General features: G+C 56.9%; 11 protein-coding genes. 2 read left to right on the plus strand and 9 right to left on the minus strand.

Features of this window, described 5'->3' with window-relative positions:
* The first annotated feature begins 10 nt into the window (after positions 1–10).
* Positions 11–1,357: a TolC family protein gene (locus tag PYK22_RS01635; RefSeq protein ID WP_083437508.1), complete on the plus strand. Its 1,347-nt coding sequence runs from the start codon at positions 11–13 to the stop codon at positions 1,355–1,357.
* A complete protein-coding gene (locus PYK22_RS01640; protein ID WP_041973469.1) occupies positions 1,354–2,634 on the plus strand; it encodes an efflux RND transporter periplasmic adaptor subunit in 1,281 nt (426 codons plus the stop codon). The genes PYK22_RS01635 and PYK22_RS01640 overlap by 4 nt, the downstream gene beginning before the upstream one ends.
* A gap of 141 nt (positions 2,635–2,775) precedes the next feature.
* Here the strand turns inward: PYK22_RS01640 and PYK22_RS18290 are convergent, their stop codons facing one another.
* The 9 genes from PYK22_RS18290 to PYK22_RS01680 form a co-directional block, all read right to left on the minus strand.
* On the minus strand, positions 2,776–2,982 hold the full coding sequence (locus PYK22_RS18290) for a CstA-like transporter-associated (seleno)protein (RefSeq protein WP_041973471.1): 207 nt from the start codon (positions 2,980–2,982) through the stop codon (positions 2,776–2,778).
* Between the two features lie 24 nt (positions 2,983–3,006).
* Complete coding sequence (locus tag PYK22_RS01650) at positions 3,007–5,067, minus strand: carbon starvation CstA family protein (RefSeq protein ID WP_041973472.1); 2,061 nt, start codon at positions 5,065–5,067, stop codon at positions 3,007–3,009.
* 88 nt (positions 5,068–5,155) lie between these two features.
* Positions 5,156–6,691: a PepSY domain-containing protein gene (locus PYK22_RS01655; protein ID WP_083437509.1), complete on the minus strand. Its 1,536-nt coding sequence runs from the start codon at positions 6,689–6,691 to the stop codon at positions 5,156–5,158.
* A gap of 56 nt (positions 6,692–6,747) precedes the next feature.
* Positions 6,748–9,684, minus strand: a complete 2,937-nt coding sequence (locus PYK22_RS01660; RefSeq protein ID WP_041973476.1) for a TonB-dependent receptor — start codon at positions 9,682–9,684, stop codon at positions 6,748–6,750.
* 952 nt (positions 9,685–10,636) lie between these two features.
* Positions 10,637–11,818 carry an IS200/IS605 family element transposase accessory protein TnpB gene (locus tag PYK22_RS01665; RefSeq protein WP_060635212.1) on the minus strand — a complete coding sequence of 394 codons (1,182 nt, stop codon included), beginning with the start codon at positions 11,816–11,818 and terminating at the stop codon, positions 10,637–10,639.
* A gap of 87 nt (positions 11,819–11,905) precedes the next feature.
* Entirely contained in the window at positions 11,906–12,241 is a 336-nt protein-coding gene (locus tag PYK22_RS16200) for a hypothetical protein (protein WP_060635213.1), read from the minus strand.
* A gap of 222 nt (positions 12,242–12,463) precedes the next feature.
* Positions 12,464–13,912: a hypothetical protein gene (locus PYK22_RS01670; RefSeq protein ID WP_157770610.1), complete on the minus strand. Its 1,449-nt coding sequence runs from the start codon at positions 13,910–13,912 to the stop codon at positions 12,464–12,466.
* A 473-nt stretch (positions 13,913–14,385) separates the two neighbouring features.
* Positions 14,386–14,925, minus strand: a complete 540-nt coding sequence (locus PYK22_RS01675) for a peroxiredoxin family protein (RefSeq protein WP_157770611.1) — start codon at positions 14,923–14,925, stop codon at positions 14,386–14,388.
* Entirely contained in the window at positions 14,922–15,500 is a 579-nt protein-coding gene (locus PYK22_RS01680) for a hypothetical protein (RefSeq protein WP_157770612.1), read from the minus strand. Before PYK22_RS01680 ends, PYK22_RS01675 begins: the two co-directional genes overlap by 4 nt.
* Positions 15,501–15,861 lie beyond the last annotated feature (361 nt).

Here is a 15,861-nt window from a genome sequence, read left to right on the forward strand (position 1 = left end):
GATCGGGGAGATGGGAAGGTTTATCGCATCGCCGTCGTTCTGGTTGATCGTTCTGCTCCTATTGACTGGGTCGGCGATGGGACAGGATGTGACCCAAGTCAAAACGTCGCTAGCGCGATACCTCGATCCGGTCAACGGAGTTACGGTAGACGAAGCGGTCGCGAAGGCATTGGCTCATGATGGCGAGATCCAAGCGATGCGCGCTGAGATCGAGGCGGCGCGCGCGCGTTTGCGACAGGCGGAATTGAGGCCCGATCCGAAGATCGGAGTCGAACGCGCCGAACAGATGGCTGGTCCAGACAATACCACGCGCGTCGTTGGCATGATACCGCTCGAGATCGGCGGACGGCGTGCGGCACGCATCGCCGTCGCTGCGCGCGAATTGGAGTTGCGTGAGGCGATACTCGCAGATTTGGAGCGACAGCGTGCGGCGGACGTGCGCGCGAAATTCGGCGAAGCGCTCGCTGCCCTCAGAAGACTTGATTTCATCGAAGATCTGCTCCGGCTCGACCAACGCAACTACACGCTCATCGCGGCGCGAGTCAGCGAAGGCCGGAGCGCGCCGCTCGAACAGAACATCGCCCTGGTTGAGATCAATCGCATCCGCTCTTTACGCGAAACCGAACTCGGCAAAGTCGAAGTTCTGCTGCTTGAGCTCCGCAACATGATGGGGATGGTGCCGGATGAGCCTTTACGTCTGCGCGGCGATCTGGTCCAGAAAGATCAATTGCCAGCGATGGATGAGGCGATCAATCAGGCGCTCAGTGCAAGGCCCGATTTGCGCGCCGCGCGCGTGGCGGAAGAGTTGGCTGAGGCGCGGATCGAGCAAGCGCGCGCCGAAGGTCGTGTGGGAGCTGATCTGATGGCCGGTTATGAGCGGATGAACCTCGGCTTCCCGCTTTTAGGCATCGGCGAACGCGGCGGTCTCGCCCCTCTTCGCATGACCTCGCACTCGCTCATGTTCGGCGTAACCTTCAGCCTGCCGGTGCGAAATCGCAATCGAGGGGCGATCGAGGCGGCGATCGAGGAGGCCGAAGCCGCACGGCGGCGGCGCGAATTCGCTGAGCTCACCGTGCGTCGTGAAGTCTCCGCCGCTTACGCGCGTTACAACAGCGCGATACGAGCCTTGGAGATATTCCGGCTCGGCGTACGCGATGCGGCGAGCGCAAACCTCGAAACGATCAGACGAACATATGAACTCGGGGCGAAAACTCTGCTCGACTATCTTGCCGAACAACGCCGCTTCATCGAAATCGAGACCGGTTATGTCGAAGCGCTCTTGGAGGCTTATCTGGCGCGCGTCGAAGTGGCGCGGGCGATAAACGCCCCTGAGTTGATCAACGGACCGGCGAAATGATCGAGAAAGGGCAAAAAGAAGAAAGCGTCACGGCGAAGATCGAAAGTCGCAGTGATCGGCGCAGATTGCGCGCGCGTTGGCTCGGCGCGATCATCGCCATTATCGTTATCGCGCTGGCCCTTTGGTTATGGCGGCGGGCGGCGAGCGAAGCCGGACGTCCCGTTCCTGCTCCATCGTCAGAGCCTGTCACGCAGACGGTAGCTCCCGATGAGGCGATGACGTTGCGCGTCGAGCCGGAATGGATCGCGCGCGCGCAGATTAAGATCGAGCCGGTCGCTGAACGCGCGATGCCGGGGATCGAAGGATTCGAAGCGATACCCGGCGTCGTTCAACCGAACTCCTATCGCACGACGCCCGTGCTTTCGCTCGTCGGTGGCATCGTTCGAAAGATAAACGTGGAATTGGGCACATATGTACGGCGCGGGCAACCGATCGTTACGATCAGCAGCGATGAGTTAGCAGTCGCGCAATCGGATTACCTAAAAGCGCTCGCTCAACTCGATGAGCACCACAAACATCATCGCCGTGTGATGCAACTGGTCGAGATCGGCGCGGCCAGTCGCGAGGAGTTAGAACAGGCGACCACAATGCTCAGATCAGCAGAAGCGGAGGTCGCGCGGTTGCGCGAACGATTGTCGTTGCTAGGGATGTCGGCGTCGCGCATAGAGGCTCTGCGTTCGTCATCGCAGATCAATTCCGAGGTTCAGATCGTCGCCCCGGTATCCGGCACGGTGATCGATCGCAAAATCAATCTCGGCGAGGTCGTTGAAGCGAATAAGGAGCTTTTGCGCATCGCCGATCTGTCGAGCGTGTGGATCATCGCGCAAGTTTACGAAAAAGATCTGACGCGCGTTCATGTCGGAAGCATCGCGCGCATGACCGCTTCGGCATATCCGGGGCGTGCATTCTACGGGCGCGTCACCTATATCGCGCCGAATCTAGACGAAGCGACGCGCACAGCGCAAGTGCGGATCGAAGCGGCCAATCCCAATCGGTCGCTCAAAATCGATATGTACGTCAACGTCGAATTCGGTCAAGGCGAGCGCGTGGTCCCAGTCGTTCCAAAGTCGGCGGTGCAATGGGTCGGTAATCAGACGGTCGTCTTCGTGGCGACCGATGAGCCGGGACTTTTCCTCGTCCGCCCTGTGCGACTCGGAGAGGAAAAGGAAGGTTTCTATCCAGTGCTCGAAGGAGTGGCGCGGGGTGATCGCGTCGCGACGGAAGGGAGCTTCATGCTGCGTGCCGAGTGGCTCAAGCAACATCCCAATCTGAGGTGAGGACGAGGTTGTGCCAAGAGATCACGGAACAATACATCACATACCAATTCCGCGATCTGGGTGCGATCCAGAGCGAAATGCGGAAGCGAGACCGAAGTTCTCGATCGCAAGCAGATGAATTCTAACTGTACGGGCGCCGTCTCAACAGCAGCGTCTTAATCCACCTCGACCATAGCGATCCTTCAAATGGCGATCGTAGAATGCCCGCCTCGAAAGTGGAGCCTCTCCAGGGTGAAACGTGGCGTGCCATTCGAGATAAGCCCCATAGTTTGGTAACCCGAAGATGGTCTGAATCGCCGCGCTCAATCTGCCGATCAATCTTCTCGCTCTCTCCATCGCCGCTTTCATCGCTTGCCTCCGAGGCGAAACGTTTTAAGTTTGAGCGCCGGACGATAGGACGAAAGGCGCTTCTTTCAGCTCCAATTTGCGTTTGGCGATCAACGCTTGATAGCAGACGCGCATCGCGTCGAGGAAGACTCCGACGATCACGAAGATCAGAATCGCGGTCATCAGAGCGTCCACGCGGTCATTGAACAGCATCTTCTCCATATCGGCCATCGATTTCGCCGGACCGATCAGCCGCCCTTCGGCGATGCCATTAGCGACCGTTTGCGCATGAGCGAGGAAACCGATGGCTGGATCCGGCGAGAACAGTTTCTGCCAACCGGCGGTTAAGGTGACGGCAAGCAACCAAGCGAGCGGCGCGAAAGTTATCCAGCTATATCTGGCTCGCCCCATCTTGATGAGGATGACGGTTGCCGCGCTCAGCGCGATGCCCGCCAGCATCTGATTGGCGATGCCGAAAAGAGGCCATAACGTATTGATCCCACCTAGAGGATCGGTGACGCCTTGGTAGAGGAAATAACCCCACGTCGAAGCGATGATGGCGCTTGCTAGAACGTTAGCGCCGAACGATTCTGTGCGCCCGAGCGGTCGCCAAATGTTGCCCAACAGGTCTTGCAACATGAAGCGCCCAACGCGCGTTCCAGCATCGATCGTCGTCAAGATGAAGACGGCTTCGAAGAGGATAGCGAAATGATACCAGAAGGCTTTGAAGCCGCCCATGAATTTAGAGAAGGTGTCGGCGATCCCGACGGCGAGCGTCGGCGCCCCACCAGTACGCGACAGGATCGTCTGTTCGCCGACGTCTTTGGCCCATTGCGTGATCGTTTGGGCATCGATGGCGAACCCCCACTGGCTGATCTTCGCGGCAGCCGTCGCCGCGTCGTTTCCGATCGCCGCCGCTGGGGAGTTCATGGCGAAATAGATGCCGGGTGTGAGCGAAGTGGCGGCGACCATCGCCATCACGGCGACGAAAGATTCCATCAACATAGCGCCGTAGCCGATCATGCGCGCTTCGGATTCGCGTTGGATCATCTTGGGCGTTGTGCCAGACGAGATCAGCGAGTGGAAGCCTGAAACGGCTCCACAGGCGATCGTGATGAACAGGAACGGGAAGAGATCGCCGCTGAAAACCGGACCGGTCCCATCCACGAAGCGCGTCATCTTGGGCATGTGGATCGGCGGGAGGACGATCAGGATGCCGATCGCAAGCAGCAAGACCGTGCCGACCTTGAGAAATGAGCTAAGGTAATCGCGCGGCGCCAGCAGCAACCAGACCGGCAAGATGGACGCCGTGAAACCATAGAGGATCATCAATTGAGCGAGCGTCGTCCCGCTTAGGGTGAATAGATTGGACCAATATGGATGGGCGGCCACATGTTGGCCCAGCCAGAGCGAAAGCAGGAGCAGGGCAAGTCCGATCAGCGATCCTTCGAGAACCCGACCCGGTCGCAGATGGCGCATATAGACGCCCATCAGGAGCGCGATCGGGATGGTCATCGCGATCGTGAACGTTCCCCACGGCGATCCCTTCAGCGCGTTGACGACGACGAGCGCGAGCACGGCGATCAGAATGACCATGATCGTCGGGATGCCGATCAGGGCGAGGAAGCCGCTGAACGGTCCGATCTCATCGCGCACGATCTGTCCGAGAGAACGCCCGTCGCGCCGCATCGAAAGAAAGAGGATCACGAAATCTTGGACCGCGCCGCCCAGCACGACGCCGATGATGATCCACAACGTGCCGGGCAGATATCCCATCTGGGCGGCCAGAATAGGACCGACCAGTGGACCAGCGCCGGCGATCGCGGCAAAATGATGGCCGAGCAGTACCCATTTGTTCGTCGGGACATAGTCTTTGCCATCGTTGTGAATCTCAGCAGGTGTCGCGCGCCGGTCATCGACGCCGAGGGCTCTGTAAGCGATGAACTTGCTGTAGAAGCGATAGGCGACAGCGTAAGTCGCCACCGCCGCGATGATCAACCACGCGGCGCTGATCGTCTCGCCGTTGTTGAGCGCGAGAACGGCGAAAGCGAGCGCGCCGAGTATGGAAATGACTGTCCACAATAGAATGGAGAAGATCTTCTTCACGTGGTGCGGTTCTCCTTCTTCGAAGACTCGGCTTTGAAATCTCCTTGTGGGCGCAGTCGAGATTTTAACAGAGATGCGAGGCGTTCCATCAAATTTTCTTCGCCATCCTTCTGAATCGGCTTGCGGTGAGGCGCGCACGTTGCTGCTTACAGCTCGCTGCCTTGATTCCACGAAAGCCTCTATCGGCGAAGAGTGCCGTTGCGCCGAGCATCGCTACGGCGACGTTGCCCAAGGCGAAGGCGATCATCAACAGATCGCGCCGGAACGTCCCCAATGGATTCAAGAAGTGCCACTTGTGAAGGCGCGTGAAACTCCAGCTTTCGAAGCGCTCTAACCCATCGCGAAATGAAGCCGCCAACGCTCCATCGGTCGGATCAATATAACAGCGCGTATGTGCGCCATCGTCGTACTGAACTTTGAAGACAGGTAGCCTTTTGTAGATGAAGCCATATTCGTCGGTAAATTGACCGATCCGAGTGATGGAAACGAGACGCGCGTCGCCCATCTTGCACGACGAGTCGGCGAGTTGGCGCGCATATCTTTCTTCCGCATCGCTGCCAAGCTTGCGTTCCCCTTTCACGCTCAAATAGTCTACCCCTCCGTCCGCACGCATGATTCGATAGCAGGGTTCCCCATCCAGCCGGACGAGCGCGATGCGCGTCACCGCCGCTTCAGTCGCGATAAGGCGCGAAAGCGGTGCGGAGAGGTCTCCTGCGCTGAAATCGGCGGTCGCGCGATGCGCAGTGGTTGCGGCTTCGTCTCCTCGAAGTTTGACGAAAGCATGTAACCCTCCGCTTGCGGAGAAACTGAGCATCGTCGCGGAGACGAGAAGGCCCAGTTGCCGATGATAGCGCCGCAATGCTCCCCGACGATCGCTCTGCCTGATGACGGCGAACCTCTTCCACAAAAGGCCATAGATCAATAGGCCGCTCAGCGACGTTGAGAGAGCGAGGGCGGCGAAGATGAGCATCAGCGCTGAACGCAAAGGACCGTTCGATCCGAGAAAGGTCCAGTTGTGGAAAGTTTCAAAAAACCATGAGAGTCTGCGCTTCGTGTTATTGACCAAGGTTCCTAGTCTTGCGCTCTCCGTATCGACGTAAACGCGCATCCCATCGGGGCGATTGAAACTAACTTTGTAGATTGGAAGCAAGCGGTTCACTTCTCCGTATTCGGCATCGAACGCGGTCAGCCTTTCGATCGCCGTGATTGCATGCGTTCGATCATTCAAATACTCGCGCGCAAGATAGGCTGCGTAAATCGCCTCTCCATCGGCGAGCGGCGCGCCATCTCGCGCGTCAAGATAGAGCGGCGGATCGCCGTGATGGAGCTTCACTCTGTAATAAACGTGATCGGAGCAGGAGATCGCGTCGAACGCGGCAAAACGCTCGATGCCGTTGCGCGCTAGCGCCTCTTTAGGCGTCAGCATGATTTGATCGAATTTAAGGGGCGGAAGCGACAGGATAGCCGTGGCTGGGCGCGGTTGAGTCCAGTTCATCAACGGGTGACAGATGCCGCTCAAGCCCCACAGGATGATCGCCATGCAGGCAACAAAACCGAGCCGCCTGTGCCAAAGGTACAAAAGTCTCTTCGAACGTCCACGCAGATTGTAAAGAGGTTTTCTCATCCCAACCTCCAGTTTCGCTTGAGATCGTGATGTGTGCCGCTTTGCTCGCCCTTGGGTTAGAACTGGACGCGCAGCACGAACTGTGCGCGGCGCGGATCGAAGGCCGATTTGTAACGCCCGAAAGTGGGCGAAGAGAGCACGTTGTCCACTTCGTTAAAGTTGGTCGCGTTGAACAGATTGAAGACTTCGATGCGCATCTGTAATCGCAGCCTCTCGCGTAAGGGGAAGTCTCGCTGAAGCGATACGTTCCACTCGTAAAAGCTCTCGGCGCGCTCCGTGTTACGTCCGAGCGTGCCCAAGCTCCCCGGTCGAGGGATCAGTTGCGATGGCGCGACCCCTGGCGCGATGCGGATTGGCACCGGCGACGACGGGTCGCGTGCGAGCGCCCCCGGAAGATCGTTCAAGCGATTGTTGTTATTGCCGGAAGGTGTGTTCGTCCCCGAGTAGAGAGTGTAAGGAAGGCCGGAACGATACGCGATAATGCCGGAGATGGTCCAATCTTCGAGCAAGATGCCCATTCTCGGGCGGCGCAAGCGCCATATGTAGGTGAGGCTCAGCGAGTGGGGAATGTCATAATCGGAAACGGCGCGATCGAGGTATAGGCGGTTCTCATCGAGCGGGAGCAAGCGACGATCTATGCCAGTGTTAGTCGAGATGATATCTGAGATCTCATCGATGAACTTCGAGCGAGTGTAGGCGGCGCGCACTTGAAGATCGGAGTTGAAACGTCGCGTCCAACCGATTTGCAGCGCATGGTAGCTGGCGTTAGCTGTAGTCTCAAGAAGGTTGATGACGCCGCGACTCGGGTCGGGGCGTCGCGCTTGAGGCAGTTGCTCTCCACCGTTCGGTCGCCGCGTGCGCGACAGATGATGCGACATCGTACCGACATAAGAGATGTCGAGCGTGGATTGCGGATGGCCGAGCTCCCGTTCGATCCCAAGGCTGATGTGTTCAGCATATGGGGTCTTCACATCCTGACTCGGGATGACGAGACCGCTTGGCAATCCGATCCGCGCTTGCTCCAAAAGGTTCGGAAAGGTCGGATTGTAGGCCACGTAGTTTGTGACGAGCGGCGGGACGAAGCGCGTCAAGCCGAGAAACGTCGTTTCGACGACGTTGTAATAGATGCCGTATCCGGCGCGCATCGCCATCCCAGCAAGTGGCGACCAAATTAGACCAATGCGCGGCGCGAAGTTGCTAAAGTCGGTGCGCAACAGCTTCTGCAAGGGGAGACGACCGGCCACTTCACGCGGTGCCGTATTGATCTCGTAGCGAAGTCCAAGGTTGAGCGCCAAGCTGGGCGTCGCGCGCCAATCGTCTTGGATGTAGGCGTGAAGTTCATCGCGCCGTAACCCGATGCGCGGATTGCCCAGATTGCGCGTGTAGACGGCTGGACGCGCGCGGAGGAAGTCCGCGATGCTGTTGAAGGTCAGCTGCCCGCGAAAGCTGCTGTCTAGATTGCCGCCGTTGACTTGAATCGCTCTAAAAGATGCTCCGAACTTGAGCGTATGGCGTTTTCGCGCCCAAGTGAGGTCGCCCATCGCTTGGTAGTTGTTTTGGAACTGATACTGATTGAGGTATGAAGGGATGCCGAGCGTGCTCAAACCCGTCACAACGAGCAATCCGACTTCACCGTTGATCTTCTGATCGCCCAAGAATAGGGGATCTGGTGAATCAGAATCATGCTCGACCTGACGGTTAAAACCGAGGCGAGCTTCAAGCAAGAGCTCGGGTCGTATGGTCCACGTATGTTGAATCGTCGCATTGATCGTGCGTCGCTCGCCCGGAGCTCTGCTCGTCAAGATGTTGCCGACGCCGAAGGATTGACGATCAGCGCGCGTGTCATTGATGCGTACCATCAGGCTTTGACGCGCGTTGATGAACCAATCGCCGCGAGCGAGATAAGTTCGTTGATCGGTCGCCGACGGCACGCCCAGACTCAAGAAGCGCTCCGCGCTCGAGGGAACCGTTGGGTACAGAGCAACCAGCGGCGCAACGTGCGGGTCGGCCATCGCCTTTTCCGCCGCCGTCAAACCTTGGTAAAGAGCGTTCTGCGTGCCGCGCACGCGGAAGATTTCGTACTGCGCGAAGAAGAAAGCTCGTCGTTTGGCGATCGGGCCGCCAAGCGTGGCGCCAGCGAGATTGGAAAGCGAGGCCGGCTTTTCGTTTTCGAAGAAGTTGCGCGCCCGCAACGCCGAATCGTTGTGATACCAATAGGCGCTACCGTGATACTCATCGGTGCCGGATTTGGTGATGATCGAGACGATGGCGCCGGAATTTCGTCCGTGCTCGGCTTTGAAATTGTGTGTGATTATTTCGAAGCTGGCGATCGCTTCTTGGCTGACGAGTTGTTCCGTTACTCCGCGTCCAGCGATGAGGCCAGTGTTGGCATCGGTCGCGTCAACTGAATCGATCATGTAATTGTTGCTTCGTGGGCGATTGCCGTTGACGGTGAACGGAGCGTGCGCCTGAGGCGAAAAGGCGACTCCGGGCGCGCTTCGCGCCTGCGCATAGTAATTCCGCCCCTGTGTCCCGGCCTGCACCGGCAGATCATTCATCTCACTGTCGCTGAAACTCCGCGATCGCTTGGCGTCGTCGAGCGTCAACGTGCTAACGACGTCGGTTTTGACAATGACCATCGCTGAGACTTCGGCGGGTTGCAGGCGCGCCTCGACCTTGACCGATTCGCCGACGAGCAATGAGATCTCGGCGCTTCGGAAAGTAGCGAATCCTCCTTTCTTGATCTCGAGACAATACTCGCCAACTTCAAGTGACGGAAAGCGAAATTCGCCGGTATCATCCGTGAGCGTTTCAAAAACGAGCTCCTTCTTCAAATCTCGGACCAGCACGGTCGCTCCCGGTATGGCGCTGCCATTCGTGTCAGTAGCCCTTCCGACGATGCTCCCTTTGATGTTTTGCGCTTCGCCGAGGGTGAATCCGCCTAGACATAGAGCAAGCATGATTGCGTAAGGGATGAAGTCTCTTCTGAGCATGAAATCGCCTCCTCACAGAGCAGATGAAATTTTTGGACCAGTGTTCAACGCCAAGAATGATTATCCAGTGAACGCAGTCTTCGGCGATCCTGCCGATAATCCGGGACTCTCTGGGGACGGTCCTTCAACCCCCATCTAGTTCGGCTTAGATCGGCGATTTGCTGAGATGGCTTAAGGGAAGATTGTGGAGACTAAGGGCGGTGGTCAGCAGGCGGGAGGAGCACGATTAGAATTGCCTAAGCAATAACCGGGCAGAGTTGATCGATTTTCGAATGGGATTCTCGCTCGCGCGGCGAAACGGGAGACGAGCAGAAGAAGAGGGCGTGCGGCGATAGCTTTATCGCCGCGTTTAATCGATGAAGCTGACCATCCCGAAAGCGCGGTGGCTAGATCAGAAAGACAGAATCCAGCCAGTGCGTCGTTTGGGGTCAGCGCTCGATCCCAGCTTTTGTGGCGAAGAAAAGAGGTTGGATGGTTGAAGACCTCGCGCTTTACCCAATCCTTGCCGCAAAATTTGTCTAGTTTAGCGCTGGCTGATGGCGGCGTCTTCTCGCGACTGCGAAGATCTAGATGGCGCGTGCTACCGGAGCAAGCTCTTGCTCGATGAGAACCGTTGCTCGTGAAACAGATTGACGCGCGCGCCGCAGAGTCGGCGAAAGCAATAGGCGCAATGCTCGCCAATAAAGCGAGCAGTAAAGTAATGAGCCCTCTGGAGCGAAAAGCTTTCGCGCGTAAAAAGCCCATCGGCGCTCGGATTATAGTTTCAGCTTCGCTCGCTCGTCAATAAACTGTGCGCTGCGATGACCTCACATGGCCTTCAGTCTCCGCGTGAAGACTTAGGTTGATCTTGAGAGCGAAGTCACGGGTGTTTGTTAGTCAGTTGCTTGGGCATTTACGAGAATCCGCCAAGAAAGCCCACCGTTCCTAAAAGCATGGACATTTATCCACGACGTCAACCGAACGGCTCTGTTGACGATTCGCGTTCGGGAATTTCACCCGAAACACCGAGTCGGCACGCTCCCGGTGGATCCACGATCTGACCGGAAGGTGGCGACCGTCGGTCACACTCGGTGTGTGCTCCATGCACCGCTCGCAGCGCCCTCAGAACGCAAGCCCAAAACCGCCACACATGCTCGCCGCGATTCCTTGCAGGTAGCAGCAAGGTGACATGACGGCCCCCGCGTGTCGGAACACGCGCCTCGCTTCCAACGGGACGCTCCGCAAAACCCAATCCTCTGCGCGCGACCGCACACGCCGCGCCGACGTGTACGCTCACGCCATATCGAGTTGCATAGTTGACCGCACCGATTACGCTCGTATAGGCGGCGCTCCGACGGATGACTTCCACGCCACGCCGACAACACGCCCGATCAATACAATCCAATATCTGAGAATACGAAAATGACGACAACTCTCTGGCGCGATCAGCACCGACGCCCTCCAACTCCGCACGCTTGCGCGCAAAATCCAACTGCTCGATGACCACCGGAAGCCCGCGCTCGCGCGCTAACTCAGCCACGCGCGCACACGCTTGCATGATCACCGCACGCCGCTCGCCGCTCGTCTTGCCTCGAAGCCGCAACGGTATCAACCACCACTCGACGAGGTTGCCGTCGCCGTCCGTCTCCACCACCGCCAGATGATCCACGTTGACGTCAACGCCGATGGCCCCCAACTCGCGCCAAGTCGCCGTCGGCGGCAGATCCTCATCCACCGTGACAAACAGCCGCCAACTCTTCTCATCCCGCAAAAATCGATAACTGATCGCCCGCCCAATGCGCTTGGTCACACGGCGGCCACAACTGGTTGTCGTCTTTATCGTTATTGATTCTAGCGCGGCGATGATCTGTTGGTGTCCGTGGCGAAAGCGTATCCCGCCGATCTCTAGATATTTGCCGTATTCATGCGCCAGCGCGGGCGGCAGGCGCAACCTCAAGCGCAGCGTCCCGTCCTCAGCGACTGTGGCGACGCATGATTGGTTGCCGCCAGTTTCATCGCTGCTCCCGACCACAAAGAACTGATTGGCGCGCGCTCTTCTCCACTCCTCTAGCCACTGCTCATGATCACGATAGCCGTTATCCTCAAGATGAAACTGCCGCCGAAAGAGCCGCCGCCCGCCAAAACAGATCCGCACACGCCCCTCACTTAGATCTCTCGTCAGAAGGTCGAGTCGCCGGCAGAGATGTTCGAGACGGCGCTTCTTTTCGTGAAGCGCTTTTGATCAGGGAGCGCGCCGCGCCAACCTCTTGATCACCTTGTGCGCGCGCGCGATGCGCCACCTTAACTCCTCGATCCGCTGCGGCAGCACACGACGCGCCGCCGCCATCTTGCCCTCCAACGTGACCCGCACGGAGTTGAACTGCCGCGCCGTCAATCCGTACCGGCGACAGAAATCTGGCTTGACTTGCGATGCTTTCGCTCCAGCACACAACCGCGCGAACAATTTGCGCTCGACACAACCAAACAGTTCGGCATAGCGGTCGAGAGCGGCGGCTGACTCGTCATCGAGGCGCAGCCGCGTCTGGTAGGTCACGGTGTGGCGCTCGCGAATCACCAATGAAACAAACTATCACAAGAAAAACAACACATCAACTACTTCATGGCGTGAAGTCGCTCACCGACGTTGCGATCTGCGACGCGAAAGAGCATCTTTCGCCACGTTTGTCCACATTTTCATCAACTTTTGAGACCCTTGCACGAATATTGGGCTGTATGTAAGCCTCCTTCAGTGAAAGGGGAAGCCCGCCATTTTAATGGTCACTGTGTGGATCATTGCGATCTAACCTTTTTCGCGGACCTCGGTTTTCAGAATCCGGCGGGATAGATGGATCATTGCGAATCCTTCGGCCTCAGCTCTCTCTATGCCTCGCAAGATGCCGAGTACAGCATCGAACTCTTCGATCCCGAAGTTGGATAGGGCCGAATCTAAACCAAAACCGACTGCCGCGATGTCGGTTTCCACTCCGGGAATGCCCGAGAAGCGGGCCAACGACGGCGGCTCCTCTCCGTAAACCGAAGCTTCGGGGAATTTGTTCATCAGTTTCACTGCTTCCTGAAGCGCAGACAACGCTGCGAGTTTATCGAACTTACCGTAGGCTGCCGCGATGCCCAACGCGATCTTAGTCCAGCTTCCATCAAGAGGTGCTCGTGCGATCAAGTTACTTGCTTCGCGTAACCAATCCCGCGCGCGCGATAAATCTTGCTCTTCAATCATCCTCTGCGCTCCGGCGATTAAACAGACGGCGCGTTGAGCGAGATCGCTATTGTTGTCGATGAGTTGACGCGCTTTATCGAATCTTTTGAGCTTGAGGAGATGAAGCGTCGCACGATAAGCGAGCCAATTGCTGATCGCGGACCTAAGTTCGTCATCGTTGATGTGCGCGGCGATCTGCTGCCCGCGTTCGTAGTTTTCGACCTCCGTGGCGAGCGCGGCTTTAGCGAAGGCTAGGTCGCGCCTTAGACCGGGTGCCTCGCGTTCGGCTAAGCTTTCGAGATACTCGACGCGCCTTTGGGCGTACTCGCTTCTGCTTTCATGTGGCCGAGGTTCGATGTAGCCTTCAGGGGAAGTTGGTAAACCAGATGCGAATTGCGCGTCGGCGACGATCGCTTGTGCTCTTTGAGCGAGCAACGCAGCCTTTTCGGGCGCTACTTCTCTGACGCGCGGAATGAGCAGATCCAGCGCATTGATCTCGGCGCGTGCCTCGAGCGACGCGTTCGGCGCGCTCGACGGCATCGGCGCGTTCAGCAGTAGATCCGCGGCGAGATCGAGAAATTGAGCGGCAAGCTGCGGCTTAAGCTGTGCCATCGCCGTGATCCTTGCTGGAGCTTTGCTGACGGCCAAAGTTACAACGCTGCGGCTCTGGTTGTTGCCAGCAGCGGAGATCACGCCTGGCCTATAAAGGTAGGAGTAGAGGATCAAGAGCTCGTTCGGGTCGATCAATCCGTTGGTGGCCAGCCGAGCGAGTGCAGCGCGAAAGACGGATTCTGCTAAGTCGACGGACCGCTCTTGCAGAGCGACCAACACTTCCTGAAGGCCGAACGAGATGCCATCCCTTAAGCTTTCGCGCGCGATCTCCGCGGCGAATTGTGGATTCTCTTTAGCGACAGCCAGCGCCGTCTGCAACAGGACGGAACTTTTTGGCGTGCGATCGTCAAAGACGCCGCGGTCGTTCTCTTCAGCATTCGATTTCCGTTCGTCTTCGATTTCGCTGAGCCATTTCTCAGCCAACCGGCGATCGCGCTTTCTCGCCACGAGAAGAACCTCGCTTTTCACTTCAAGGAGCGGCGAACGGTTGCGATATCGCGAGCGATCCCGCTTCTGTTCTTCGATCTGCTTTGCGGTTTGCCATGCAGAAATGAGGATCGCGCGAGATGTTTCGACATCGTGGTCCCACAGTAGATCGGCGATCTCGGCTTGGGCCTTCGCGGCGAGATCTTTTCTCTCCCAATTTCTCGATTCGCTCGCCGTTTGTTTTAGCGTTTCGATGATCTCCTGCGTTATTAAAGTTCGACGATCAACCTCTTTTTGGTCCGAACTGGCTTTCTGTCTTGCCGCTGTCGCTCTGTTTGGTTGTTGAGACTCTTTCTTCTGGGCCGCACCCAAGGAATTCGTCAAGATCAAAGCCAAGCTGATCGCCGATTTGAACATGCCCCAACCTCCAACGGCAAACTCGCTTTGCGCTTATTCTATATCTTCTCCAACTAGCGCAAGAATCTCTCCTTCCTCGCCTGTTGAATCATCGCCCCGCCCCAACCTCTCTTGATCGTGCCATCTTCGACAAAGAGCTTGATCGGAACGCGATTGATCCCGAGCTTTGCCGCCAAATGTTGATTTTGATCGTAAAAGACCTTGAACGGAAAATGCGCTTTTGCTTCTTGTAAAGCTCTGTCTTTATCACCAAATGGGATTATGCCGTAGATAGGGATATCTGGACGCTTTCTGACGACTTCGCGTAAAAACTCTGCCTCTTTAAGAAAAGCTTTGCAATCGGGCGTAACGAACACTAGGATGAGCTTCCCGGTCCTCAAAGCGGAGTTCGGCAAGACTCGATCTGCTTCATCGACCAAAACGGCATCGGGCAGCGGCAGATTCATCTCGGGCTGATCTTGAGTCTCTTCCTTCTCCGCATGGAACGAATAAAAGAGGACGAAGCTGACGCAGAAGGTAATGGTGAAAAGCGCGGCCAAGGCGAACGCTTGAAAGGGGGTCATCCAGAGAACGATCCCGGACGCTGATTTCATCTCGTCATGCCCCATACCTCCCTCCCGCTATCCTCTTTGCGACTTGACTTGTATATGTCGCCATCCTCTGAGACGTAGAAGTTCAGATAGATGGTTGAAAGCGGGGCCATCGAGCGCTGGTCGTTTCCTTGGACTTCAAATGGAGGAGAGAAGAATACACCGGAATCATAGATCGTTTTGCCGAGCTTCGCGTCATACACTTTGATCGAGTAGAAGCTCATGATTGTTGCAAAAGAGGTCTGCTGGTCGGTAGGGATCTTCCTTTTAAAGTCTATGCCTTTCACGATGAAAGTCCGTTCGGACAACGTTTTCAAACCGTTCTTCGCGAAACTTCCTTGTGCGAGCAGAACTTTTTGCGGGAATAGCTCAGGGGTCAGTTCGCGATCACGGCCTTCTCGTTTCAACTGACGCATGATCTTCTCGAATTCCCGTTCGGCGACGAAATAGACTTTGTACTCGCCTTGCCACAGACTGCGTGGCTCATTCGCGCCGGGAAGATTCATCAACGTGATTCTGAGCGTGAGCTTTTCCGAGTAAAGCTCAGGCGCGAGGCGATTGGGAGTGATCGCTATCAACCGTCCCGCCTTCTTCTCTTGAGGATAGGCTGTAACTGCCGCTGCGTTTAAAGGGAAGAGCAAAAACAGTGACCCTAGAAGAGAGACATGACGCATATAAACCTCTTGGACCAGAATAAGCGATCTGCCCTCTTTATTTAAAAGGGCCCTCGCTGCGAATTCGCTCATCCTCCTTCGTCTCTGCTTTCGTGGCGGCGATTGGTGCTATCGATTAATAGGCCTGCCCGACATCTTCAAACCCATCTCTATCCAGCGCCGCGTTGCATTCAGTCACGCTCACTTTGCAATAGCAATCATAGTAACAATAACAGGCATCTTCGCTAACGGGATAGCATGTGTATTCGTCGGCGACTACGGTGGT

It is taken from the genome of Pyrinomonas methylaliphatogenes, from assembly GCF_000820845.2.
GTDB lineage: Bacteria > Acidobacteriota > Blastocatellia > Pyrinomonadales > Pyrinomonadaceae > Pyrinomonas > Pyrinomonas methylaliphatogenes.

Bases quoted from the DNA above. Each gene is read 5' to 3' on its own strand.
- PYK22_RS01635 (WP_083437508.1), top strand. From the start codon at position 11: ATGGGAAGGTTTATCGCATCGCCGTCGTTCTGGTTGATCGTTCTGCTC.
- PYK22_RS01640 (WP_041973469.1), top strand. From the start codon at position 1,354: ATGATCGAGAAAGGGCAAAAAGAAGAAAGCGTCACGGCGAAGATCGAA.
- PYK22_RS18290 (WP_041973471.1), bottom strand. From the start codon at position 2,982: ATGAAAGCGGCGATGGAGAGAGCGAGAAGATTGATCGGCAGATTGAGC.
- PYK22_RS01655 (WP_083437509.1), bottom strand. From the start codon at position 6,691: ATGAGAAAACCTCTTTACAATCTGCGTGGACGTTCGAAGAGACTTTTG.
- PYK22_RS01660 (WP_041973476.1), bottom strand. From the start codon at position 9,684: ATGCTCAGAAGAGACTTCATCCCTTACGCAATCATGCTTGCTCTATGT.
- PYK22_RS01675 (WP_157770611.1), bottom strand. From the start codon at position 14,925: ATGAAATCAGCGTCCGGGATCGTTCTCTGGATGACCCCCTTTCAAGCG.